This window comes from Pedobacter humicola (assembly GCF_056490705.1).
The window spans coordinates 672,677-695,629 of the sequence record NZ_JBWJIG010000001.1 but is presented as its reverse complement, the minus strand read 5'-3'; the positions used below and the strand labels follow the sequence as shown (position 1 = coordinate 695,629).

The window sequence follows — 22,953 nt, the reverse complement described above, 5'->3', positions numbered from 1 at the left end:
CCTGATCAAGACCAAAATCCCTTTACCCGGATATTGTGATGTCCTAAGCCTTTCAATAATTTGCGTAATTCTGCAACAAAATGATCATTTCCGATAAGGTAAAACCAGGTGTGTGCAGTACAATATCCTTGTTTTAATAACCAATCTGTAATTTCCGAAGCTGTCGGTAGGATATTCAATGGTGTAGAAAAATATTCTAATAGTAACTTTCCATTGATTGGGTTGGGTAAGAGCACTGCACCATCAAAACGGGCTTTGGGCATGGTGAGCTGTTGCAGGGCGAGCAGATGGCCCAGACTGCTGGCGTCGCCCAGGCCAACCACAAAATCAGTTGGATGTGGCGCCTGGCGTGTACTTTCCGTTTTCAGGTAATGGATGGTGTCGCCGGTACGGAGTGATTTGGCCCAACGGCTTCCCGGACCGTCGTGATCGGTATCGATCAACAGTGAACAGGTGGCTATTTCTGCATCCCATCCAAACGGTGTATAATCGCGAAAAGTAAAGTCATCCACGCAAAGTTTAATATATGGGATCTGGTTCCAGGTATGCATATCGGCAGATGGCAGGTGCAGGTCGATTTCGATCATATCGGAAGATTCCCAACAACGCACATCAAGCACACGCCCGGTTTTGAGCAATTGGTTTTCAATAATCTTTCCGGCTCTTTTTCTGATCTGATGTAAAATAGAGGTTTCCATATCGTATGTTTTAATACTACAAAGAAACTCCGTTTTCAGGCTTGTTAAAATAGCCGAATCGTTGTAATGATAGGACTATTTCCGGTACTGCTGCCGAAAGGCTATTGCGGGAGTTCCGGTTACCTTGCGGAATAAACGGCAGAAATAGGAGTGGTCATTATAACCTAAACTATGTGCAATTTCTTTCACGGTAAGCTCACTGTAATACAGCAACCTTTTGGCTTCCATCATCACTTCCTGCTGGATCCAGTAGCTGGCATGAAAACCGGTATGTTTTTTTAGCGCCTCGCTCAGATAAGATTCTGAAATATTTAAAAGTGAAGCATATTCTGCGGGACTTTTTTTTGAGTGGAGTTCAGTACCCAGCAAACGTTTAAATTGTGCACTGATCTGCGCCGGACGTGATAAATTGAGGTTTAAACCGGCATATTGACTGTAACAACCTGCTGCCATACCAATAAAAGATTGAAGTAAAGAATGCACGATGGTGGTATAAAAAGGCGCACTTGTATCTTCGCCTTGTTTTTCGTTGAGCAGCAACAGTAATTCATGACATTGCCTGGACTCGTTGGCAAGGAGTGGGTAGGGCTGTTGAAGTGATAGCTGACTCTCAAAAACATTTCTGCATTCGCGCGGAATGAGCGAGGTATCAACGGCAACAAACCATCCGGTTGCAGCTTCGTTTCGGATCCGGTGGTGTACCTGGGCAGGTAATACGTAGTATAGCATATTTCCGGACAAATGCACTTCATTGAAATCGATCATCAATGATCCGACACCTTCTTCCAATAAAAAGAAAATATAGTGGTCGTCGCGGTGTGCACCGAGTGTGATCACATCATCTTTAGGCAGTTCATCCTTATTAAAATGTTTAATCTGCAGTCCATGTGTAGTTCTGTCTTGTAACGAATGTACCGGGATGTGGTTCATGTCCAAAGTTAATCATTTTGTTTATTTGATGTGATCTGAAATCTGAACTTAAAGGCTTTTGAAATCAACCTGAGCAGTATCACTATTTGGTTTAAGTGCAGGTATAAATTCGGGGAGAAATACAACTAAATTGGCATGGTTTATGAATATCCTCAAGCAGCGTGAAGAAAACCATGAACAAATTGATCAGTGCAGAAAAACTACTTTTCGAATGCCTTTTGGAACTCTCCTCAAAAGACGGGCATGAACAACTAGAGGTAAACAGTGCCGTTAACGAAGCCGTTTTATGTGCAATGTACCGCCATACCGATCAATTTCTTGTTCCGTTAGCGCAACTACTTAAAAAGTTTTCGAAGTTGAAACTGATGAAATCAGATCCCACTATAAAGGAACTGGAACGCTTCCGGAAAAAAGTTAAAACTTACCTCAATCTCAATAGTCGAAAGCGGCAGTAAAGTAAATAATGCGACTTCGTTAATCAATTTTTAAGCATTATTTGATTCCTTTAGCACCTTAATTTTCAGATTTTGGAATTGTAGGTGCAACTTCCTAAGTGCTAACTGATGTCAAAATATTAAATAGCAGTATATAATTTACAAATTTTAATGCAGAAAAAGCAGTGAGTTTAAATAACTTTGTTTTTCGGTAAAAGAATCGGAAATCGATTTAGTTTATTTTAAACCAAATAATTTAAAATGCTTTTAATTATTCTAAACATTATTTTTTGTATCTCGTTTTTGGGCTTCGCTTATGTAAATTTAAACGATAACGATGCTTTTCTTTGGGTTTCCATCTACTTAAGTGCCGCAATATCATGTGGATTGGCTGCGGCAGGGAAGTTTTATCCTTTTGCTTATTTATTTTTAACTGCCTTTTATCTCATTTACGCCATTATTCTGTTTTTTGCGAAAGATGGGGTACGCGACTGGATTACAAAATATAGACGAGAAAGTCTGGTGCAGAGCATGCAGGCTACCAAACCTTACATTGAGCAAACCCGCGAGTTCTTTGGTTTACTGATCATTGCAGGTGCTTTGTTGATCAATTATTTTGTTTCGGCAGGCATGACCAGCTAATATTGTGTTTCTTTAATAAATATTCTGTGTAAAATGATAGATGATGATATTATAGCTGCACATCAGGCTTTAGGAAGTATTGTAAAAAGCAATGTTAGTGCAGAATGTCAAAACTGGCTGGAAGGAGTAGTGCAGTCATCAGATCCGGCCAAAGTAAGTCAGGCTTTTGTGATGGTTCCGCGTAAAACGGGCAAGTTGCCTGTTCAGCTGAGTGATGGGCAAAAGGTATTGATCAATGCTATTGGCTTAGGTTATGTTGCTAAGTGGACCATCGACAGGCTTTGCCGGGTTTGGTTATTGAGCGCTTTAAATAAAGAAGATAAGGATAGATTATATGCTACAATCGATAGGTTATTTTTATCAGCCGAGATGAATGAAGCCGTAGCTTTATATTCGGCGCTGCCATTTTTGGCCCATCCCGAAATTTGGGTGAAACGTTGTGCAGAAGGAATTAGAAGCAATATCGGTTCGGTGTTGGAGGCCATCATGGAAAACAATCCCTATCCTTCGGCATACCTTGATGAAGCCGCCTGGAACCAATTGGTATTAAAGGCTTTTTTTACCGAAAAGGATATTAAGCTGATTATTGGTCTGGATGAACGTGCTAATTTGGCGCTAGCCTTAACGCTTACAGATTATGCAAAAGAACGTTGGGCTGCAGGTAGGGACGTAAATCCACAGCTTTGGCGTTTGGTAGCCAAATTTATTAATGCGGAAATTTTTGAGGCTTTAAAAACCGGTCTGCAGCGCTATAAACAAACCGAACAGCGTGCCATTGCACTTGCAATTGCGCAATCGGATGATCAGCCCGCCAAAGATTATATTTATACCTTTCCAGAATTGAAGATTGCCCTTGCTGATGGGCAGTTAAACTGGGATTCATTTTAAAAATTAAAACAGACATTATATGTGTTGCAGCAGTTCAATTGAAAGAGATAAAGCATTAATGGGTGAACCTGAGGCTTTCGATATCAGTGCGGTAAAGGGAATGAAGTTCTTCGATCCGCATGTGCACATGACTTCTAGAACAACAGATGATTATCAGGCAATGGCCGATGCAGGTGTTGTTGCCCTGATCGAACCGGCATTTTGGTTAGGCCAGCCACGTACAGGATTGGATAGTTTCAGAGATTATTATAGTAGTTTAATCGGTTGGGAACGGTTTCGTTCTTCACAGTTTGGCATTAAACATTATTGCACCATTGGCCTTAATTCCCGAGAAGCCAATAATGAAAGTCTGGCAGCGCAGGTAATGGAGATACTGCCACTTTTTATTTATAAAGAAGGTGTAGTCGGTATTGGAGAGATCGGTTTCGACGATCAGACTGCTGCCGAAGAAAAATATTACCGTTTACAGCTTGAGCTTGCCAAAGAGGCAGGTTTGCCGGTACAGGTACATACTCCTCACCGCGACAAGAAAAAAGGTACACAGCGCAGTATGGATATTGCTTTGGAACATGGTCTTGATCCGTATAGTGTAATTATCGACCACAATAATGAAGAAACGGTAAAAGAAGTATTGGATAGGGGGTTTTTCGCGGCTTTTACCATTTATCCTTTTACCAAAATGGGTAATGAGCGCATGGTCGAAATTGTAAAACAATATGGTGCTGAACGCATTATGGTAAATTCTGCAGCCGATTGGGGAATCAGTGATCCCTTAGCGGTACCTAAAACGGCGGCTTTAATGAAAATGCGTGGTCTGAGCGACCAGGATATCGAACTGGTTACCTACCGCAATGCGATTACCGCATTTGCACAGAGTGGGCAGATTGATGAAGCCGATTTTAATGCACAAAAAAGTGTAGACCTTACCGAAAAGTTTGAAGGCAATACTATTTTACGTGGCGGACAACAACCAAGAACCGATAAATCTTCAATCATCATCAGCTAAAGTATTGAAAAAAATAATTGTCTATCTGCGCATGATGCGCCCGGCCAATATCGTAACTTCGATAGCCGATATTTTAGCTGGTATTGCTATTTCCGGTGTTTTATGCAACGGATTTTCCATCCCGTTGGTCCCGATCCTGTTTTTAGCAATATCAACGGCCTGTTTATATGGTGGTGGGATTGTTTTTAATGATGTATTTGATGCCGAACTTGATAAAATTGAACGTCCGGAGCGGGCCATACCAAGCGGACAGATCAGTTTGCAAAATGCAACCATTTTAGGAAGCCTTTTACTGATTGCTGGTATCGCTTTAGCTGCATTGAATAGTTTAACGTCTGGTATACTGGCGCTTTTAGTCGCTATTTTTGCTTTGCTTTATAATAAGTTTGGCAAACACCATTCTTTTTTCGGTCCGTTAAATATGGGTTTATGCAGAGGATTTAATCTGCTGTTGGGTTTGAGCATTGTACCAGAAATGCTTTATAGTCACTATTATTTAGCCATTATTCCTGTAGTTTATATTTTCTCAATTACCATGACCAGTCGTGGTGAAGTACATGGTGGACAGACCAAAAACTTATATATTGCTGCTTTTCTATATGCGATAGTAATCTGTGCCATTACCTGTTTTGCTTTTGTAAACGATAGGCTGTTGTGGTCATTACTGTTTTTGGTTCCTTTTACCTTTATGATTTTTAAGCCACTTTTAAAAGCAGTAAAACAGCCCGTTGGCAAAAATATAGGCGCTGCAGTAAAGGCCGGGGTGATATCACTGATTTTGATGGATGCTGCCTGGGCAGTAACTTTTGATGCCCTGATTCTTGCATTTGTAATTGCAGCCCTCTTGCCATTATCGATGTGGCTATCTAAATTATTCGCCGTTACTTAATCCGAACAACACATTATCCAATTAAAATGGAACATTTACATCAATCTTTTACTGTACAGTATCATTATAATGTTTTCTTTACTTCAGCACTTTTTTCGCCTGAAAATGAATTGTTGAACAGTTTTTTAATGAACCTGAATCCAGCTGTTACCGTAAAAAAAATCCTCTTTGTTATAGATGAGGGCGTAGCAGAATCGCACCAAAATCTTAACGATCAGATTAAAACATATTTCTCAAAACATAGTCAAACACGGCTCATTCAGGATATTTTGGTTATTCCCGGAGGCGAGCAGGTGAAAAACGATACGCGCTATTTCGACCGGGTATTGGAAGCCATTAATGTTCATGGCATCGACAGGCATTCTTTTGTTGCGGCAATTGGTGGCGGTGCGGTACTCGATATGGTCGGTTATGCAGCTACTGTTGCCCATAGGGGGATTAAACACATCCGGATTCCGAGTACGGTACTTTCGCAGAACGACTCAGGTGTTGGGGTAAAAAACGGCATCAATTACTTTAATAAAAAAAATTTCCTCGGTACATTTTCACCGCCTGTGGCTGTTTTTAATGACGAACTGTTTTTAAGTACATTATCCGACCGCGATTGGCGTTCGGGCATTGCCGAGGCCATTAAGGTAGCGCTGATTAAAGACCGCGAATTTTTCGAATGGCTGGAAGCCAATGCTACGGCACTTGCGGCCCGCGATATGGCGGCTATGAATTACCAGATCTGGAAATGTGCCAAACTCCATATGGAGCATATCCGCAGTGCTGATCCTTTCGAAAGCGGTTCGGCCAGACCACTGGATTTCGGTCATTGGAGTGCCCATAAACTAGAATACCTTACCAATTTCGAAATCAGGCATGGTGAAGCGGTTGCCATGGGCATTGCATTAGATACCGTATATTCAAATTTATCTGGAAGGATCAGTACTGATGATGTCCAAAGGGTAATTACCCTAATTCAGGAATTGGGTTTCGAATTAACACATCCCTTATTGCAGGTTACTGAAGGCAATAGCCCCATTTTACAGGGACTGGAAGAATTTAGGGAACATCTTGGTGGTGAATTAACCATTACTTTGCTCACAGGCTTAGGCAGCGGAGAAGAAGTACACGAAATCGATACTAATATTTTGAAAAAGGCTGCCGAAATCTTAAATAATCAAGCACTATTTATTCAAGATTAAATGCAATGAAATTAACTTCCGGACATTTAACCTTCTGTACCAATATTTATGCAGGCGAAAACTGGATGGCCCATTTTGCGGTGTTGAAAGATAGCTTCCCGATATTAAAAGCCCAGTTGTCTCCAGATGCACCAATGGGCATTGGTTTGCGCCTTTCTAATCTGGCCAGTTTAGAATTATTGCAGAACGATCATCTGGCCATATTTAAACAATGGCTTGAAAGTGAGGGTGGATATGTATTTACCATGAACGGATTTCCTTATGGCGGTTTTCACAATACCAGAGTTAAAGATCAGGTACACGCACCCGATTGGACCACCAGGGCACGGGTAGATTATACCCTTCGTTTGGCTGAAATCCTTTCTCAGTTGCTGCCCGAAGATATGGATGGTGGTATTTCGACTTCACCATTGAGCTATAAACCATGGTTTGCAGATGCCACGGCAAGAAAAAATGCCACGACAATTGCAACCGCACATATTTTGGAAGTTGCCCAGGGCTTGAGTGAAATCTCCGGAAAAACCGGAAAAATCATTCACCTTGATATTGAGCCAGAACCTGACGGTTTCCTCGAATCTGGTCCCGAATTTATCAACTGGTTTGAGAACGATCTATTGCCTGCCGGAAAAACAGGCCTAAATACCATTGACGCAGAAAATCTGATCAAAACACATATCCGTTTGTGTTATGATGTTTGCCACTTTGCAATCGGTTACGAACCGCATACGGCGATCATTAATGAGTTAAATGAGAAAGGTATCAGGATTGGAAAAATCCAGATCAGCGCCGCACTCAAAGCGAAGTTACCTGAATCGGTTTCTGAAAGAACAGCCGTATTGGATCAATTGGGGCGCTTTGATGAACAAACCTATCTGCATCAGGTAATTGCCAGAAAGAATGATGAAAGTTTAGTCCGTTATCCAGACCTTTCTAATGCTTTAGCAGAAGGCCATGACCTGGCAGTAACCGAATGGAGGGCACATTTCCACGTACCTATTTTTGTGGAAGATATGGGTTTGATCCAATCCACACAATCAGATATTACAGAAGTATTAAATTTGCAAAAAAACAATCCTTTCACTAACCATTTAGAGGTAGAGACCTATACCTGGGAGGTTTTACCAGCTGCTTTAAAAGCGCCTTTAAACGATTCGATTATCAGAGAGCTGTCCTGGGTTAAAAATTTATTAGGATTTTAAGATTATGCACAAAACAGTAGTTATCGATATCGTAGCCTTGTCTAATTCTGTAATTGGCTTACACACGCCATTTCTTCAGAAATATATTTCAGAAAACCATTTAACAACCATAGAACCTTTGTTGCCCGCAGTTACAACGGCTGTACAATCGAGTTATTTAACGGGTAAATTCCCTTCAGAAAACGGTATTGTAGGCAATGGCTGGTATGATCATGCAGATGCTGAGATCAAATTCTGGAAACAGTCCAACAAGCTGGTTGATGCCGGAAAAATCTGGGATCAGGCTAAAAAAGAAGACCCTGATTTTACCTGTGCCAATATGTTCTGGTGGTACAACATGTATTCTACTGCCGATTATTCGGTAACGCCACGGCCAAATTACCTTGCCGACGGCCGAAAATTGCCAGATTGTTATTCGCAACCTGCTGAACTTCGTGATCATTTACAAAGCAAGCTGGGGCAGTTTCCATTGTTCCAGTTCTGGGGACCGGGTGCCAATATTAAATCGACCAAATGGATCGCCGATGCGGCAATGGAGACCGAAAAGCTTTACAATCCTACATTGACATTGATTTATCTGCCACATCTGGATTATTGTTTGCAAAAGTTCGGGCCGGATTTAGATCAAATCAGTACAGAATTGAAGGAAATAGATCAGGTGGTAGAAGAGTTAGTCCGTTTTTACGAAAGCAGAGGGGCACGCATAATATTACTTTCTGAATATGGCATTTCACCTGTCAATAATCCGATTCACCTTAACCGTTTGTTTAGGGAAAATGGCCTGATCCAGATTCGCGAAGAGAGAGGGCTGGAGTTGCTTGATCCTGGTGCTTCAAAAGCATTTGTAGTAGCTGATCATCAGATTGCACATGTGTATATCAACGATAAAAGTGTAACCGAACAGGTGAAGTCCTTATTGAAAAATGTATCCGAAATCGAATCCGTCCTCGATAAAGAAGAACAGAAAGCACATCACATTAACCACGAACGTTCGGGCGACCTGGTATTGGTTGCCAAAGAAAATAGTTGGTTTACCTATTATTTTTGGTTGGATGATGCCAAGGCACCTGATTACGCCAGGGTAGTTGATATCCACAAAAAGCCGGGTTACGATCCTGTTGAAATGTTTATGACATCCAAACTCAGGGCGGGTTATAAACTGTTGAGAAAAAAAGCAGGCTTCCGTTATGTAATGGATGTAATCCCGCTTGACGCCACACTGGTTAAAGGATCGCACGGGCGTACCCATGTTGCCGACACCTTTAAACCTGTTTTGGTGACTTCAAAAGCGTTGAATAAAACCATACAGGCACCTGATGTGTATCAGGTGATTTGGGATAGTTTAACGGCTTAGTTTGTCATCCTGAACGGATAACATTTGTTCAGGATGACAGATCTTTCACCTATCAGTGTCCCACTTTTTGCGTTCGGAATGACAGCGTGAATTCAGTTGTGTTCAGTGCCTTTAGTGTTTCTGCGGCAAAAACTGTGTTATGTTGTGAAAAAAATCTTAAAAAAATGGTCATATTTGATCATGACAAGTGATGCGGCATATAATGGTTATCGGATTGCAGTACCTGCTGAATTTGGGGAACTATTTTCGCATTTCTATTTTGCGGAGAACACATCTAAAAGCCCCATCATCCAAACCTTATTGCCCACTTTCCAGTCGATGATGGTGTTTAGCTTTGGTGCACCACTTTCTTTAATTACAAAGGAAAAGGAAGAAATATCTATGGATAAATGCCTGGTTTTAGGCCCCATTAAACAAGCCTTTACTTATGTACTTCCGGCAGGTGGTGAAATGTTGGTGGTTAATTTTAAGGATGATGCTTTTTTCAGGTTTTTTGGTACAGCATCAGTGATGGAATACCAACACCCTGACGATTTGTTGAACGATAATTGTTTCACGATGCTCTGGACTAAGCTCAGTGAGCTTCATTCCATAAGAGATAAGGTAACACATTTGCTTGATTTTAGCAGACCCTATATACAAAGCCGTCACCCTTTAACTGAACAGATTGTTGCTTTAGGCAATAGTGCGATTAGCCCGGTGAAAGAAATTTCTGACAGGCAAAAGTTATCAGAAAGGTCGGTACAGATGAACCTGAAAAAACATCTGGGTTACTCTTCCAGAGAGATTGGCCGTTATATACGCTTTTTAAAAGCGGTTGAGCTGGTTCAGCAATTGGCAATTGATAATAAACAGGTCAATTGGTTTGAAGTCATTGAAACCTGTGGTTTTTACGACCAAAGTCAACTCATCCACGATTTTAAACATTATCTCAATCTTAGCCCATCGAAATATCTGAAGTTTCAGCAAGGGGTTTGTAATTCAAGAGGTTAGCGCTTTGCGCTATTCCCGCACAAACCTGTAGCCACACCCTTCAATGCAAGGCGGATTAAGTTGCAGCGATTTCGCTGAAACTTTATAATAATAAGTGAGCGGCATTTTATAGGTATTGCTATAAACTTCCATTTTAACACTATCCAAAATCCTAAACGAATATAAATCTGGAATAGCATCCCCGTGAAATTTTCCTGATTTATCGAGTGTGAGATATTTTGCATCACCGCTTACTTTCCTGTATTTGCCACTTCCATCGCCAGGGTCCTGCATGGTTTCGGTCAGTTTCCATTTGCCATACACTTCGCCGGGACCGTCGTTATTGTCGGTTTTCTTGCAGGATACATAAATAATGCTTGCAGCAGCCAGGAGGATCAATACTATCTTTTTCATAAAGCTTTAATTTACAGCTTATACGGTAGGGATGGTGAAAACGCTACTTATCGAAAGAAAAATATTACTAATTGAACATTTTCCTAAATGCCAGGGGTGAAACCTTGGTTTTGGCCTTAAAGAGTTTGTTAAAAGACTGTGGATGTTCAAAGCCCAGCTCATAAGCCACTTCGCTTACGGATAGGTTGGTGCCCGATAATTTTTCCTTTGCCTTTTCAATCAGTTTCTGATGGATGTGCTGTTGTGCATTTTGTCCGGTAAGCGAACGGAGCAGGTCGCTCAGGTAACTCGGTGATACATTTAAGTGATCGGAAAGGTACTGTACTGTGGGCAGACCTTTCATTACTGCATTTTCCCCATTAAAATATCCTTCTAACAATTCATCCAGCTTTTGTAACAGATCGCTGTTTAACACCTTGCGAGTAATAAACTGTCGTTTGTAAAAACGGTTGCTGTAATTTAATAACAGTTCGATCTGGGAAACAATTACATCCTGACTAAAATCATCAATTCTGTTATTTAATTCCTCTTCGATAATTTTAAATACCGAAATAATGGTTTCTTTTTCCTTCTCTGAAAGATGCAGTGTTTCGTTGGCCGAATAAGAAAAGAAACCATAGTTTTTGATTTTTTTTGCGATCGGGTAAGACAATAAAAAATCAGGATGGATCAATAAGGTATAGAGGGAACAAACGCTGGCATTTAAATCCTCAACATGCCCAATAACCTGGTTTGGTGAAGCAAACAGTAAACCACCTTCGTCAAAATCATAATAACTCTGGCCATATTTTAATCTTCCACCCAATTTCGGCTTATACGATATTTTATAAAAGTTGAGGATATGCGCATTCGGCTGTCCGCTCATGGCAACCGGATTTTCTGCATTATTGATCAGACTGATGAGCGGATGTTTTGGTTGGGGCAGGCCCAGCATCCGGTGCGCTTCTGATAAGGAGCTAAATTTATATGGGGTATTTTCTTCCTTTTTCATCTTGATGTATACAAATATAACCGATAAGGTTTGATGTTATCGGTTATATGTTTGTTTTCTGAATGATTTATCCCTGGGCAGCATCAGAAATGGGTGCCCATTCTTCCCAGCTTGCCAAACGCTCAGCATATGCAGTACGTACCCATGGCAGGTTATGGCTACCTACGAAGAAACGCAGTGGTGGGTTTTCTGCATCAACGATTGCAAAAATGGCATCGGGTGTTGCATTGGGGTTGCCCCTTTCTAGGTTACGGAGACTTTCGAAAAATTCAGCTTTAAAGTCTTTATAGATATCAAGCTCAGCTGAAAATTTTAAGGATTCCTGGCTCCCGAATTCGGTGGCATAGGCACCTGGTTCTATAATGGTTACATTGATACCGAAAGGTTTCACCTCTGCGGCAAGGCTTTCGTGAATGGCTTCGAATGCCCATTTTGAAGAGCAGTAATAACCGATAACGGGTAAAACAACATGGCCGAGATTGCTCGAAGTTCCTAAAATGTGTCCGTAACCCTGTTCTCTTAAGATGGGCAATGCAGCCTGAATTACCGCAACCGGTCCGTAAACATTGGTATCGTACATAGCCTTAATCTCGTCGATTGAGGCTTCTTCGATGGTGCCAACGAGCGAATAACCCGCGTTGTTGAATACGATATCGAGTCTTCCAAAATGCTCATGGGCTTGCTTTACAGCTTTCTCTACCTGATCGGTTTTGGTAACGTCTAATTCTATCGTAAGTATATTTGCTGCGTATTTTTCCTGCAGATCGGCTATACTGGCAAGGTTACGTGCGGTAACCGCTACTTTATCGCCACGTTCGAGTGCGGCAGTTGCCCAGATGCGGCCAAATCCACGTGATGCGCCGGTAATAAACCAAACTTTATTGGTGCTGTTTGCAGCACTCTGATTTTCATGTTGATGTTCCATAATTTTTGTATCTGAATGAATGATAGACCAAAGGTGGGCTTATCAAGCAGTTGATTTGTATCCGAATCGAGGAGTTTTGTAGCCGAAATGAGGAAGAGGTGGATGTAAAATGGAAGATGTGAAACGGATGACGGAATTAACCGATGGGATGGAGCAAGGTGTCTTATAATATAAATTATTTCCGCTTCTTAGGTCCACCAAGGTCTTTAATCCACTGAATAGCAGCGTTAACGGGTTCCTGCGATTTAGCAAAGGAAGTATTATGATCAAATGTTGGAAACAACTGATATTCGTAAGATTTGCCCTGTGCTTTAAGCGCATTGAGGCGCTCTATGGATAAGCTTACCGGAATCTGGATATCTCTACCTCCAAACAGCCAAAGTCCATTAATTTTGATCTTGCCAAGCACATCACGTGGATCAGTGGCAACAAATTGATACCGATCAGGATCGCTTTTTACATGCTCACGCGCCTCAGCTTCAGTATGTGTGTCCCAAAATTTTGTATTCCCCTGCGTATAAAACTGGAACCGGAGCTGCTCAAGAGTAGAAACCACCGGTCCGCTAAAGATAACCATGAAATTTACCCTGGGGTTCTTTTTTGCTGCAATAGGGATGATCCATCCCGCCTGACTAAAACCCATTAAACCCACGGAGCCATGTTTGCCTGGCAAGTTTGCCGTAAGTACATCAATTGCGGCACTTGCATCCAAGGCGAGTAAATCAAGGTTGGCAGAATCAATGTTGTTGGTTCCAACTTCTGGCCCGGCATAAACGCCACCCGATTCCCCAACCCCGCGTTTATCGTAGGTGAATACTGCAATACCATTTTTAGCCAAAAGAGACGCCATCTGGGTCATTCTTTTTTCCTGGCCAGACCCATGTACAAGAACCAGCGCTGCGTAGGGATGCATGGGTTTAAATAGGGTGCCTGCCAAAGTAACCCCAGCACTGTTAAAGGTAATGTTTTCCATGCTGAACGTTTGTAAATCAGTAGAATCAGGTAACTTTTGTCCGAACAGGTTAAAACTGAAGCAACAGAATAGAAGAAATAGATAGGGTTTCATGGTTGTTAATTTAATGGATTTTATTCCGGGATTATTTTATGATTTAAATGTTTGGCAATATAGCCCGGAAGGAATATAGGTTATAATAAATGGGATGGAGTGGCCAGAAAATGTGACGGAATTGGTTTCTCAACCTATATGGAAGCGATATTTACTTTGGGGATTGCATGGCAAGGGGCTGTTCAATAAACTAGGTCATTACTAGATTTTCCGGGCAATAAGCGGTGAGATCATTAACCCGTTACTTAATATTCAATTAAAACTGCGCTATAACTTTAACAATTTCATAACGCTATTTAACCATCTTCCTAATAACATCGGTTCATCTTTGTAAATCATTCGGAATCATACAATTCCTGATTGAAATAATCCATGATGTAAATAATTTAAGCGATTTGATATGAGACTGATTTCGTGTATTGGCATGTTAATGGTTATACCGGCAGTTGGCCTGCTTACCATTAAAAATGATCCGCAGGTTAAAAAAATACCAGCTGTTGATACTCATCACCGCGATAAGCTACATCATCAAACTAATGTTAAATCCATTGGTTATGCCGATTCTGCACAACACACCGCGGTGGAGCATGTGGATCTGGCAACTTCAGTTTACCCGGGCTCTGGTAGCAGCAATGCCAAAGCCAATCCATTATTTGCCAAATAATAAAAGGGCTTTAAAGCCCTTACCAAAAATATGAATAGAAGATCTTTATTGAAAGGCGGCTTATTGGCCGGTTTAAGTGTACCTCTGGTTGGGTTAAAAGATGTGCTTGCTACGCCAATCGGCGGAACAAAAAAAGCAAAAAACATCATTATGATGGTGAGCGACGGAATGAGTACCGGAACCTTAAATATGGCCGATTTATATGCTAACCGTGCCTATGGCAAAAGCAGTAAATGGTTAGGCCTGTACCGCGACAATAAAGCCGTTCGGGCGCTGATGGATACAGCATCAGCCAATTCGATGGTTACCGATTCTGCTGCAGCAAGTTCTTCGTGGGGTGGTGGAATGCGGGTGAAAAACGGTTCGCTCAATGTAGGCATGAAAGGGGAGAAACCTCAACCAATCCTTCAGAAATTTAAGGAAAAAGGCAAAAAGGTAGGATGTGTAACCACTGTGCCGATTACCCATGCTACACCAGCTGGTTTTTGCGTAAATATAGATAACCGTGGCGGACAGGATATTATTGCAGAAATTTACCTGGGCCTGAAATTCGATGTGATGATGGGGGGCGGAAGCAAATACTTCGGAGCGAAAAGAGCAGGAGGAAATTTATTGCCAAAGTTTTTGACCCAGGGATATAAAGTTGTCGAAAACAGAAATGAAATGTTAGCTTTAGATCAATCGAAGCCAGTTTTAGGACTGTTTGCTGAAGATGGACTTCCGTACGAAGTAGACCGGATGCACGATGCCGGATTGCAAAAAACGGTACCGACACTAGCCGAAATGACTATGAAGGCCATTGAGTTAATGAAAGACCATAAAGATGGTTTCGCCCTACAGGTAGAGGGTGGTAAGGTAGATTGGGCTGCCCATTCGAATGATTTGAGCGGGTTGATTTTTGATCAACTGGCTTTTGATGAAGCCGTAGGTAAAGTAATTGAATTTGCAGAAAAAGATGGCGAAACATTGGTGATTATCACTACCGATCATGGTAATGCCAATCCAGGCTTGTTTTACGCCGACGAGGCCAATAAAAAGTTTGATAGTTTACAACGATTTAAACACAGCAATACCTGGCTTCTCGCGCAGCTGAACCAATCTTTTAGCGAGCAGAAAATCATGGAAATGATTAAGGAGAACCAAGGTATCGAAATGAAAGCCGAGGATGTGAAATCGTTATTAGCGCACTTTAAAGATATTGCTCCCGGACAGTTGTATAATGAGGCCAATCTTCCATTTTACGAATACGGAAAGATTTTAAGCAAATATACGGATGTGCAATGGGCAGGTATGAACCATACTGGGGATTATGTTGAGCTGACCATGTTTGGCCCGGGATCGGAGCAGTTAAACCCTTTTGTTAAAAACTATGAACTGCATAACTTCATGTTAAAAGCAGCAGAAATGCCGGAACATTTCTTGGTTAAAGTTTAATTGCTAAAAATGGTTAATCGTTTAACTGTTGAAATTGGTTAAGTGTAAACTGTTAATTGGAAACTGAAAAATGATTAATCTGTTAACTGTAAACTGCCAACTGTAAACTGATTTCTCCTGGTGTCAGATATTTTTATCTGACACTGGTTTGAATCTGTCAGGTGGTAACACCTGACAGCACTCTACTATAGACTTTGGACTAAGGACTCCAGACTAAGGAGTCCAAGCTCCAAACTACTTACCTTCCCACCAGGTTAAAGGAAACTTAATCTCATCCACCGAGCTGGCAATCATATCAGGTTTAAAGGCATAGTGGCCTAAAGTATCTTTGCTCGATATACCCGAAAGCACCAGAATGGTTTTGTAGCCCATTTGTACACCGCCTTGAATATCGGTTTCCATGGTATCGCCAATAACGGTGGTTTCGCTGGTTTCGAGTCCGAGGAATTTACGTGCCGAGCGCATCATCACCGGACTGGGTTTGCCGGTAACAAATGCTTTTCTGCCTGTGGCCTCCTCAATCATTGCGGTAGTTGCGGCAATACCCAAATTGTTCCAACCCGGTTTTTTGGGCGAAGGATCTCTGTTTGTGGTGATGAATTTTGCCCCTGCAAGTATCATATCTACCGCCCGTTGCACCATTTCGAGGGTGAAATTTCTGCCTTCGCCCAATACCACAAATTCGGGGTCGGTGTTTACCAGTGTGATACCGTGATCGTGCAAACTGCTTAATAAACCGCCTTCGCCGAGTACGTATGCCGTACCATTCGGACTTTGATCAGAAAGGAATTTACCCGTAGCCATTGCGCTGGTATATACATGGCTTTCTTCAACCTTTATACCAAGACCCTTAAGTTTACGCACAACTTCCAGAGCTGTTCTCTGGCTATTATTGGTCATAAAGGCAAACGGAATCTCTTCGTCAATTAATTTTTTAATGAATTTATCGGCACCAAATATCAGTTCTTCCCCGCTATAAATCACCCCGTCCATATCTATTAATAATCCTTGTTTCATGTTTTTGTATATTTAATCTGTTTGTATACAAACTTAATATTTTCTTGTTCAATCCATGTTAATATAAAGTCTTTTGAGCGCTGAGGTTTAAATAATTTTGACGGACTCTATGGTTAATTTATTTAACATAAACTTAATATACGGGCTGTAGCGTTCAATTATTTATAAACGTATCTATATGAAAAAACTAAATGATGAAAAACGCTTTAAAACCAACAGCTATCTTTTTAGTGCTATTAAGCACTTTGTTCGCCTGTAAAAAGAAAACCGATAAGCCAATTGATATTGTGGTTGACGATAAAAACTTATCCGGTTGCCCGGTGGGTGTAACCTGTTATTTTCAATACGTAAACAATGCTTCAATTTCAGATCACCAGCTCACCTTAACCACGGGTCAGTACCGTGTTTTTTGGGTAAGAAACGAAACTTTTGGTTCGAGGGCATTTTATTTTCTGGCGCCTATGATCGGGGATAAATTCATGCTGAACGATAAGGATGTGGCTGAGGGCAGGGTAAAATATGTATCCAATTGCCCTACATGTTTTTCAATACCGATGAAAGCTTTAAGCGGTACGGTTAAAGGTGTCAAAGTAGTTCAAGCCAGTACTGAGTCCGAAAAGTGGTTGTTAGAATCAAATATTGTATTGGCTACGGAAGGAGGTACAACACCTTTAGATACCATATACTTTAAGCAATATTATTATCCTGCTGTGCAGTAATGATTAATTTGGCCAGCATTAAATGTACATCGGAGCCATCTTTCGCCAATAATGAGGCCGGTGTGCATTACTTTCCCAGGTATGAAACTGGTTGGGTATCCCTTTTTCCCATAACAGGCTGCTGAGGTGCTGGTTCCCGCTTAAAAATGGGTCTGTTTCGCCTACCGCTAAAATAATTTCCATATTCCTAACTTCCGAAAGTAATTTATCATCGTTAAGATTGGCAATATATTGGGCTGGCATATTATAGTACACTTTTTCATCATGGAAACCGTTCAGGAGATCCCGAAAATCGCCTATATTATCGGTAAGGTCATATCTGCCACTAATGCCTACAGCTTTTTTAAATAACCACGGATATTTCATGGCCAGGTTTATGGCATGGTAAGCACCCATGCTGCAACCCGCTGTTTCTATGTAAGCGCCACCGTTTTTTTGATAGATAAGCGGCATTACTTCTTCTAAAAGATATTTTTCGTATTGTAAATGCCGATCAATACGCACGGAAGGGAATACGTTATCATTATAAAAACTCTCTCCGTCGATACTGTCCACACAGAAAATCTGGAGTTCTCCATTTTCAATCTGTTTGCTTAACGAAGCAATAATTCCCCAATTTTCATAATCATAAAACCTGGCCATCCGGGTGGGGAAAAAGAGTACCGCTCTTCCGCCATGACCAAAAACCAGCAGCTCCATGTCACGTTGTAAGTTATGGCTGAACCACTTGTGGTATTCCCTGTTCATTTGCTTAAAATGTTTAGGGAAAAATAGGGCTTCGATGTTATCAGGATATTAATTTACGGTAATGATTAACCAATTTTTTCTTTAACAATTTCGGCCCATAAACGATATCCCTCCGCACTGAGATGCAAACCATCTCGATCGTAAAATGCGGGATTTGGTTGACCATCCTTATTGAGCATTTTCTTGAATACATCAATAAATTTCCAGTTATTATGAAGCTTAATAATTTCGCTTTCGATTAGATTGTTGGTATACCGAAACTGATCAGCCATGTGCCAACGGGTAAGGCTGGGTTTTAACGAAATAAAATAACAGGGCAATGTTCCAAATCTCAAGCTGGCTTTTACCATTAATTGCTGAAAAAATATAAATATCTCTTCTGGGTTTCTCCCGTCGCCAAGATCGTTATCACCCGCATACACTACCAGTGCCTTCGGTTTATAATCGGTCATAATCCGCTCGAAAAACCACACACATGCTGCCAATGTAGAGCCACCAAAACCCAGATTGCTTACCTTGGTATAATCAAAATCATCTTCTAAATTATTCCACAGACGTATTGATGAACTTCCGTAGAAGATAATACCCGGATGCTCCCGGTCTAACCGATGTCTTTTCTCCAATTGTTTAACCTCTTCTTCGTACCAATACATAAGGGCTAAGATAAAAATATCTGCCTTTCGAAGAAATGGATTGCATGTTAAGTTTGTGTGAAGGGTTTAGTTCAATGGTCATTGGGTTAACTGTCGCCGAACGCTCAACTCCAAACTTACCGGATCAACTTCCTGATCGCAACCAAATGCGCAAACAAAACAATCGGAACAATAACGCCCGGAAGTAAAACAAATGGGAAATATAACAGCGCAATATTCGGTTGAGAAAAAGCGAATTGCTGTATCGGAAAGGGTGCCGATAGTACAGCTGTACTCACAATATTCGCCAATAGCAATAAGCAGATGATATTCCAGGCCAACAATACTTTTTTATGGAGTACATTTTTGATATATCCGAAATAATATACAACAGGAGCCGTAATGCCGCATAAAATATCAAAGTTCCTTCCTTCAAAAGTCATAATTCCGGGTACCGCTTTATGGAGGAATAACCAGTAAAGTGTAATTTCTACTGGGATTCTGATGATGTGAAGTATAGTTAGTTTACCTGGATCAAGGCCATCTATAAATGCTTTCCCTCTTTTAGTTAAAAATGTGATCACGATAAGTATAACAGGAGGCAGTACCAGTAACATAAACCGTGGGGGTATAACAGCTGTAACCTGGTAAAAAGCCGAAATACCCAATACAGATTGTAAAATTATCCAGAAAGAGAGCAAGGCGATCAGGATTTTTGAAAAGCCGACGGCCCTTAAGAATAAAGCCAGGCTGAGTATCGCGGTAACCGCGAATAACAGGTAGAGTAATGCAGGTAAGTGTTCCATGTGTTAATTGTTTACACAAAGAAACTGCATAAAGCCTTCGTTCAACTTGGCATTTGGCAAGAAATACGCTTTAATTCTTTTTAGCGAATTCTTTTCTAATCCTGCTTAATGATGTGTCGGTGATACCCAGAAAGGAGGCAATGTTTTTTAATGGCGCCTGCTGAAAAATATCAGGACTGGATTTCAGTAATTCAGCATACCGCTGTTCAGCGGTTTCGGTAATCATGGATAACATTCTGCTCTTAAGTCCGGCAAAACCTTGTACGAGTATCAATCTTCCAAAATCCCTGAACTCGGGGATGCTATGGAAAAGAGCATTGAGCTGTGCGAAAGTAATATACCAGCCTTCGCATTCGCTCAAGGCATGTATATGCTCTTTAGATTTAGCCCTTTTAAAAAAAGAGGAGACCTCAAACACCATCTGGCCGGGCTCATAAAAATTTGTGGTCACTTCGTTGCCTTCAGTATCATGCACAAACGCGCGGAGGTAGCCATGCTCCAGGAATAAATACTCGTCGCATACTTGCCCAGCTGAAAGCTGAAATTCACCTTTCGCTAATTTTTTATAAACAAAGTGTTCAGCAATCTGCTGATAGATGATTGGTGAAACGGAATCGTTCTGATTGATAAACTTAATCAGCTTTTCTTTGGTCATACTGAACGGGGTCTGCACAAATATAAATTAAACTCCGTTATATTCATCCGTATCTGGAATCGGTTATTTTGTTGAGGTAGTATCGTATGGATAATATCTTTGCCATTTCCAGGGTGTATATTGATCCGCGATGCTGAGTGCCAATAATTCTTTAAAAATACTTTCTCCGTTATCACTATTTGTCATGATCAATACACCAGTTTTTTGTTTGGGAAAGAGGATCATATAATGTTGAAAGCCATCGCCATGACCTTCTTTAAAGGCGCCCCAGCCATAAGGAGATTTTAATAAACCGAATCCCAGACCATAACTCAATGAGAGGTGATCATATGCACTGGTATCTTTCCGCGATAGGGGTCCCATCTGTTCAACCGAACGTATCCGGATCTGTGGGCTAAAGATTTCATCTGTGGAGCGGCTATTGATTACTTTCTTCTGCATCAGGCCTGCTACAAAAAGTGTCATATCATCAAAAGTGGTTTCGAGTGTACTGGGCGAACGGGCTTCGTTATCCTTGTCCTTTTCGTAGGGTTTACCTTTAGCATCGTGTCCAAGGATATAATCTTTCTCAAAAGCAGGAAGAAAAGTATAAGCGGAGTTCTTCATGTGTAATGGGCCGAAAATCATTTCATCAGCCATTTGCTCCAAAGATTTCCCAGTCATTTTTTCGAGTACCACCTGCAGATATACCATGCCTTCGCCCGAATAGCTGTAGCGAGAACCTGGTTCTCTCAGTACCTTGAGTTTCTGATCGGCAACATCCCATCGCCAGTTAGGGAAGCCTGTAGTATGATCGAGACACATCCGGGCAGTTATTTTTTGATATAGCGAATCATTTTTCAGGCTGCTATAATCGTCATGCCACCTGGTTTGTTTGTTGTATTCGTAAATGGGTTTTGGTAAATATTGCTGTAGCGGTTTGTCCAGATCCAATTTTCCCTCCTCCACCAATTTCATTACCATCATGGTAAATATGCACTTACTTAAAGATGCTCCGTAGAAATTAGCGGTTGCTTTTAATGCGGTTTTCTTTACGCCGTCAGCATATCCAAAAGTATGTTGATATACCACTTTGTTCTGATTGAATATGGCGATGCCTAAACCCGTAACTTTGGCTTTCTCCATTAATTTAGGCAGGTAATGGTTCAGCGAATCGGTGCTGATCATGGTACCATCAATTCTTTTTACCTGTTGTGCCATAACAGACGATGAACAGCCCAACATCACGAGTAAAATAGAAAAAAGCTGGATAGCAAGACCAGGCTTTTTTAGGATAAGGTATTGAAATAACTTTCTCATGGCATTTTTTTTTCTATATGACTGTGCCAGAGTAAGTTTGTTACGCCAAAGAAAAAGTTAACGACTTAATACTTCAGGTTTTCCCATCCGCTTCAGAATGCGATAATGGGAGCGGAGCGCCGATAGGAAAGTACTGTTTTCGTGATAAGGCAGGCCAAATTCCAAAGCAGTTTGTTTTACAATAGCCGAAATTCTTCCATAATGCACATGGCAGATTTTTGGGAAAAGATGGTGTTCAATCTGTCGGTTTAATCCACCTAAAAAGAAGGCTGAAATTGGAGATTGGGTAGCGAAGTTAGCCGTGGTACGCATCTGATGTTCTGCCCAGGCCTCTTCCATATTACCCTCTTCGTTGGTTAATGGGAAAGTAGTACCTTCTACCACGTGAGCCAGTTGGAAAACCAGGCCCATGGTTAAACCCTGGGCCATGTGTAATATCACAAAACCAATCGCGATCTGCCACCAGGCAAGCGGCATGATCAATATAGGCAAACCAATAAAAATGAAATAATACAGGAACTTATAAAAAAACAGGTTAAAGTATTCGATTTTTGGATGTTTATTCTGACAGGCACCAACGCTTTTCTGAAAGAATTTTTTATAATCTTTACGGAACACCCACGAAAGGGATGCCAGGCTATATAATGGGAAGGCATACCATTGCTGAAAGCGCTGGTGTGGCTTTAACTCATCTTCTGTACAGATGCGGATCAGTCCTGGAGCCACTTCAATATCTTCATCGTGCCCCGGAATATTGGTATAGGTATGGTGTACCACATTATGGGTAATGTTCCAAACATAAGGATTGGCACCCACCATATGGAATAGAAAACTGAAAAATGAATTGATGCGTTTAGAACTCGAAAAAGAACCATGAATGGCATCGTGGCAGATATTAAAACCAATAAATGCACAGGTGGTGCCCAGTAAAATGGTTAAGCCTAAAAGTATGGCGGGTTGGATGGGTAAAAGCAATATGCTAAGGTAAAGTGTCAGAAATATGGTCAGGAAAAGACAGGCTTTGAACCACATCAGTACATTAGCATTGGTACTTCTATTGTTTTCTTTAAAGTCGTTGTTTACCCTGCGGCGAACCTCAGCGTAAAAGGTGTTCCCCGGCAAACAGGGGAATTTTGCTTTTAATTTCATGATCTTGTGCTCTTATCTACCCTATGTACAAGGGCGATACTCCAAGTTCATTAAGCTTTTTGTTTATCAGGGCTATTGCCCGGTTTGTAATATAAACGTAAATCCAACCGGTTTAGTTTTTGACGAAGATAACAACTTTAATTGCTGATGCACCTATGGTAAATGTTAAATTATAATAACCATTTTTAACAGTTTAATAGCTTGTGTTCAAGAAAAAAAAATGATAGATGGCA

At 41.1% G+C, this 22,953-nt stretch carries 25 protein-coding genes; 12 read left to right on the top strand and 13 right to left on the bottom strand.

Going from position 1 to position 22,953, the window contains the following annotated elements:
* Positions 1 to 5 precede the first annotated feature (5 nt).
* Together AC04Q1_RS02940 and AC04Q1_RS02935 are read right to left on the bottom strand one after the other, a co-directional pair.
* Positions 6 to 698: an SIP domain-containing protein gene (locus AC04Q1_RS02940; RefSeq protein WP_478361654.1), complete on the bottom strand. Its 693-nt coding sequence runs from the start codon at positions 696 to 698 to the stop codon at positions 6 to 8.
* Between the two features lie 75 nt (positions 699 to 773).
* A complete protein-coding gene (locus AC04Q1_RS02935) occupies positions 774 to 1,628 on the bottom strand; it encodes an AraC family transcriptional regulator (RefSeq protein WP_478361653.1) in 855 nt (284 codons plus the stop codon).
* A gap of 173 nt (positions 1,629 to 1,801) precedes the next feature.
* Between AC04Q1_RS02935 and AC04Q1_RS02930 the strand changes: the two genes are divergently transcribed.
* The 9 genes from AC04Q1_RS02930 (at position 1,802) to AC04Q1_RS02890 (ending at position 10,223) form a co-directional block, all read left to right on the top strand.
* Positions 1,802 to 2,083 carry a hypothetical protein gene (locus AC04Q1_RS02930; protein ID WP_478361651.1) on the top strand — a complete coding sequence of 94 codons (282 nt, stop codon included), beginning with the start codon at positions 1,802 to 1,804 and terminating at the stop codon, positions 2,081 to 2,083.
* Positions 2,084 to 2,323: 240 nt separating this feature from the next.
* Positions 2,324 to 2,704 (top strand): transmembrane 220 family protein, encoded by a 381-nt coding sequence (locus AC04Q1_RS02925; RefSeq protein ID WP_478361649.1) that lies wholly within the window; start codon positions 2,324 to 2,326, stop codon positions 2,702 to 2,704.
* Positions 2,705 to 2,737: 33 nt separating this feature from the next.
* Positions 2,738 to 3,592 carry an EboA domain-containing protein gene (locus tag AC04Q1_RS02920; protein ID WP_478361647.1) on the top strand — a complete coding sequence of 285 codons (855 nt, stop codon included), beginning with the start codon at positions 2,738 to 2,740 and terminating at the stop codon, positions 3,590 to 3,592.
* A gap of 19 nt (positions 3,593 to 3,611) precedes the next feature.
* Positions 3,612 to 4,598, top strand: coding sequence for a TatD family hydrolase (locus AC04Q1_RS02915; RefSeq protein ID WP_478361646.1), 987 nt, complete (start codon positions 3,612 to 3,614; stop codon positions 4,596 to 4,598).
* 4 nt (positions 4,599 to 4,602) lie between these two features.
* Positions 4,603 to 5,487, top strand: a complete 885-nt coding sequence (eboC, locus tag AC04Q1_RS02910; RefSeq protein ID WP_478361644.1) for a UbiA-like protein EboC — start codon at positions 4,603 to 4,605, stop codon at positions 5,485 to 5,487.
* Positions 5,469 to 6,677 (top strand): 3-dehydroquinate synthase, encoded by a 1,209-nt coding sequence (locus tag AC04Q1_RS02905; protein ID WP_478361883.1) that lies wholly within the window; start codon positions 5,469 to 5,471, stop codon positions 6,675 to 6,677. The genes eboC and AC04Q1_RS02905 overlap by 19 nt, the downstream gene beginning before the upstream one ends.
* Positions 6,678 to 6,682: 5 nt before the next feature.
* Positions 6,683 to 7,876: a metabolite traffic protein EboE gene (eboE, locus tag AC04Q1_RS02900; RefSeq protein WP_478361642.1), complete on the top strand. Its 1,194-nt coding sequence runs from the start codon at positions 6,683 to 6,685 to the stop codon at positions 7,874 to 7,876.
* A 4-nt stretch (positions 7,877 to 7,880) separates the two neighbouring features.
* A complete protein-coding gene (locus tag AC04Q1_RS02895) occupies positions 7,881 to 9,230 on the top strand; it encodes an alkaline phosphatase family protein (RefSeq protein ID WP_478361640.1) in 1,350 nt (449 codons plus the stop codon).
* 144 nt (positions 9,231 to 9,374) lie between these two features.
* Positions 9,375 to 10,223, top strand: a complete 849-nt coding sequence (locus AC04Q1_RS02890) for a helix-turn-helix domain-containing protein (RefSeq protein ID WP_478361639.1) — start codon at positions 9,375 to 9,377, stop codon at positions 10,221 to 10,223.
* Between the two features lie 9 nt (positions 10,224 to 10,232).
* Here AC04Q1_RS02890 and AC04Q1_RS02885 read toward each other — a convergent pair whose 3' ends face one another.
* The 4 genes from AC04Q1_RS02885 to AC04Q1_RS02870 all read right to left on the bottom strand — a co-directional run bounded on the left by AC04Q1_RS02885 (position 10,233) and on the right by AC04Q1_RS02870 (position 13,598).
* Positions 10,233 to 10,616 carry a hypothetical protein gene (locus tag AC04Q1_RS02885; protein WP_478361637.1) on the bottom strand — a complete coding sequence of 128 codons (384 nt, stop codon included), beginning with the start codon at positions 10,614 to 10,616 and terminating at the stop codon, positions 10,233 to 10,235.
* Between the two features lie 67 nt (positions 10,617 to 10,683).
* The gene (locus tag AC04Q1_RS02880) at positions 10,684 to 11,607 is read right to left on the bottom strand and encodes a helix-turn-helix domain-containing protein (protein WP_478361635.1); all 924 of its coding nucleotides are present in this window, start codon (positions 11,605 to 11,607) and stop codon (positions 10,684 to 10,686) included.
* A 67-nt stretch (positions 11,608 to 11,674) separates the two neighbouring features.
* A complete protein-coding gene (locus tag AC04Q1_RS02875) occupies positions 11,675 to 12,532 on the bottom strand; it encodes an SDR family NAD(P)-dependent oxidoreductase (RefSeq protein ID WP_478361633.1) in 858 nt (285 codons plus the stop codon).
* Between the two features lie 175 nt (positions 12,533 to 12,707).
* Positions 12,708 to 13,598 carry an alpha/beta hydrolase family protein gene (locus AC04Q1_RS02870; protein WP_478361631.1) on the bottom strand — a complete coding sequence of 297 codons (891 nt, stop codon included), beginning with the start codon at positions 13,596 to 13,598 and terminating at the stop codon, positions 12,708 to 12,710.
* 400 nt (positions 13,599 to 13,998) lie between these two features.
* Here AC04Q1_RS02870 and AC04Q1_RS02865 point away from each other — a divergent pair, with 400 nt between their 5' ends.
* Positions 13,999 to 14,262, top strand: coding sequence for a hypothetical protein (locus AC04Q1_RS02865; RefSeq protein WP_478361629.1), 264 nt, complete (start codon positions 13,999 to 14,001; stop codon positions 14,260 to 14,262).
* A 30-nt stretch (positions 14,263 to 14,292) separates the two neighbouring features.
* Positions 14,293 to 15,696 (top strand): alkaline phosphatase, encoded by a 1,404-nt coding sequence (locus tag AC04Q1_RS02860; protein WP_478361627.1) that lies wholly within the window; start codon positions 14,293 to 14,295, stop codon positions 15,694 to 15,696.
* Between the two features lie 234 nt (positions 15,697 to 15,930).
* Here the strand turns inward: AC04Q1_RS02860 and AC04Q1_RS02855 are convergent, their stop codons facing one another.
* The gene (locus tag AC04Q1_RS02855) at positions 15,931 to 16,713 is read right to left on the bottom strand and encodes an HAD-IIA family hydrolase (RefSeq protein ID WP_478361625.1); all 783 of its coding nucleotides are present in this window, start codon (positions 16,711 to 16,713) and stop codon (positions 15,931 to 15,933) included.
* A 191-nt stretch (positions 16,714 to 16,904) separates the two neighbouring features.
* On the opposite strand from AC04Q1_RS02855, the gene AC04Q1_RS02850 reads away from it, so the two are divergent.
* Complete coding sequence (locus AC04Q1_RS02850) at positions 16,905 to 17,432, top strand: hypothetical protein (RefSeq protein WP_478361623.1); 528 nt, start codon at positions 16,905 to 16,907, stop codon at positions 17,430 to 17,432.
* Between the two features lie 18 nt (positions 17,433 to 17,450).
* Here the strand turns inward: AC04Q1_RS02850 and AC04Q1_RS02845 are convergent, their stop codons facing one another.
* The 6 genes from AC04Q1_RS02845 to AC04Q1_RS02820 form a co-directional block, all read right to left on the bottom strand.
* Positions 17,451 to 18,179: an esterase family protein gene (locus AC04Q1_RS02845; RefSeq protein WP_478361621.1), complete on the bottom strand. Its 729-nt coding sequence runs from the start codon at positions 18,177 to 18,179 to the stop codon at positions 17,451 to 17,453.
* 65 nt (positions 18,180 to 18,244) lie between these two features.
* Positions 18,245 to 18,832, bottom strand: a complete 588-nt coding sequence (locus AC04Q1_RS02840; protein WP_478361619.1) for a GDSL-type esterase/lipase family protein — start codon at positions 18,830 to 18,832, stop codon at positions 18,245 to 18,247.
* Between the two features lie 116 nt (positions 18,833 to 18,948).
* Positions 18,949 to 19,617 (bottom strand): hypothetical protein, encoded by a 669-nt coding sequence (locus AC04Q1_RS02835; protein ID WP_478361617.1) that lies wholly within the window; start codon positions 19,615 to 19,617, stop codon positions 18,949 to 18,951.
* 70 nt (positions 19,618 to 19,687) lie between these two features.
* Positions 19,688 to 20,272 (bottom strand): Crp/Fnr family transcriptional regulator, encoded by a 585-nt coding sequence (locus AC04Q1_RS02830; RefSeq protein ID WP_478361615.1) that lies wholly within the window; start codon positions 20,270 to 20,272, stop codon positions 19,688 to 19,690.
* Positions 20,273 to 20,335: 63 nt separating this feature from the next.
* Positions 20,336 to 21,571 (bottom strand): serine hydrolase domain-containing protein, encoded by a 1,236-nt coding sequence (locus AC04Q1_RS02825; protein ID WP_478361614.1) that lies wholly within the window; start codon positions 21,569 to 21,571, stop codon positions 20,336 to 20,338.
* 57 nt (positions 21,572 to 21,628) lie between these two features.
* A complete protein-coding gene (locus AC04Q1_RS02820) occupies positions 21,629 to 22,720 on the bottom strand; it encodes a fatty acid desaturase family protein (RefSeq protein ID WP_478361613.1) in 1,092 nt (363 codons plus the stop codon).
* Between the last annotated feature and the right edge of the window lie 233 nt (positions 22,721 to 22,953).

Coding starts and splice junctions, on each gene's coding strand:
- AC04Q1_RS02830 (WP_478361615.1), bottom strand. CDS start 20,272: ATGACCAAAGAAAAGCTGATTAAGTTTATCAATCAGAACGATTCCGTT.
- AC04Q1_RS02915 (WP_478361646.1), top strand. CDS start 3,612: ATGTGTTGCAGCAGTTCAATTGAAAGAGATAAAGCATTAATGGGTGAA.
- AC04Q1_RS02935 (WP_478361653.1), bottom strand. CDS start 1,628: ATGAACCACATCCCGGTACATTCGTTACAAGACAGAACTACACATGGA.
- AC04Q1_RS02850 (WP_478361623.1), top strand. CDS start 16,905: ATGATGAAAAACGCTTTAAAACCAACAGCTATCTTTTTAGTGCTATTA.
- AC04Q1_RS02870 (WP_478361631.1), bottom strand. CDS start 13,598: ATGAAACCCTATCTATTTCTTCTATTCTGTTGCTTCAGTTTTAACCTG.
- AC04Q1_RS02855 (WP_478361625.1), bottom strand. CDS start 16,713: ATGAAACAAGGATTATTAATAGATATGGACGGGGTGATTTATAGCGGG.
- AC04Q1_RS02835 (WP_478361617.1), bottom strand. CDS start 19,617: ATGGAACACTTACCTGCATTACTCTACCTGTTATTCGCGGTTACCGCG.
- AC04Q1_RS02825 (WP_478361614.1), bottom strand. CDS start 21,571: ATGAGAAAGTTATTTCAATACCTTATCCTAAAAAAGCCTGGTCTTGCT.
- AC04Q1_RS02920 (WP_478361647.1), top strand. CDS start 2,738: ATGATAGATGATGATATTATAGCTGCACATCAGGCTTTAGGAAGTATT.
- AC04Q1_RS02845 (WP_478361621.1), bottom strand. CDS start 18,179: ATGAACAGGGAATACCACAAGTGGTTCAGCCATAACTTACAACGTGAC.
- AC04Q1_RS02940 (WP_478361654.1), bottom strand. CDS start 698: ATGGAAACCTCTATTTTACATCAGATCAGAAAAAGAGCCGGAAAGATT.
- eboE (WP_478361642.1), top strand. CDS start 6,683: ATGAAATTAACTTCCGGACATTTAACCTTCTGTACCAATATTTATGCA.
- AC04Q1_RS02860 (WP_478361627.1), top strand. CDS start 14,293: ATGAATAGAAGATCTTTATTGAAAGGCGGCTTATTGGCCGGTTTAAGT.
- AC04Q1_RS02885 (WP_478361637.1), bottom strand. CDS start 10,616: ATGAAAAAGATAGTATTGATCCTCCTGGCTGCTGCAAGCATTATTTAT.
- AC04Q1_RS02875 (WP_478361633.1), bottom strand. CDS start 12,532: ATGGAACATCAACATGAAAATCAGAGTGCTGCAAACAGCACCAATAAA.
- AC04Q1_RS02840 (WP_478361619.1), bottom strand. CDS start 18,832: ATGTATTGGTACGAAGAAGAGGTTAAACAATTGGAGAAAAGACATCGG.
- AC04Q1_RS02895 (WP_478361640.1), top strand. CDS start 7,881: ATGCACAAAACAGTAGTTATCGATATCGTAGCCTTGTCTAATTCTGTA.
- AC04Q1_RS02865 (WP_478361629.1), top strand. CDS start 13,999: ATGAGACTGATTTCGTGTATTGGCATGTTAATGGTTATACCGGCAGTT.
- AC04Q1_RS02880 (WP_478361635.1), bottom strand. CDS start 11,607: ATGAAAAAGGAAGAAAATACCCCATATAAATTTAGCTCCTTATCAGAA.
- AC04Q1_RS02925 (WP_478361649.1), top strand. CDS start 2,324: ATGCTTTTAATTATTCTAAACATTATTTTTTGTATCTCGTTTTTGGGC.
- AC04Q1_RS02820 (WP_478361613.1), bottom strand. CDS start 22,720: ATGAAATTAAAAGCAAAATTCCCCTGTTTGCCGGGGAACACCTTTTAC.
- AC04Q1_RS02930 (WP_478361651.1), top strand. CDS start 1,802: ATGAACAAATTGATCAGTGCAGAAAAACTACTTTTCGAATGCCTTTTG.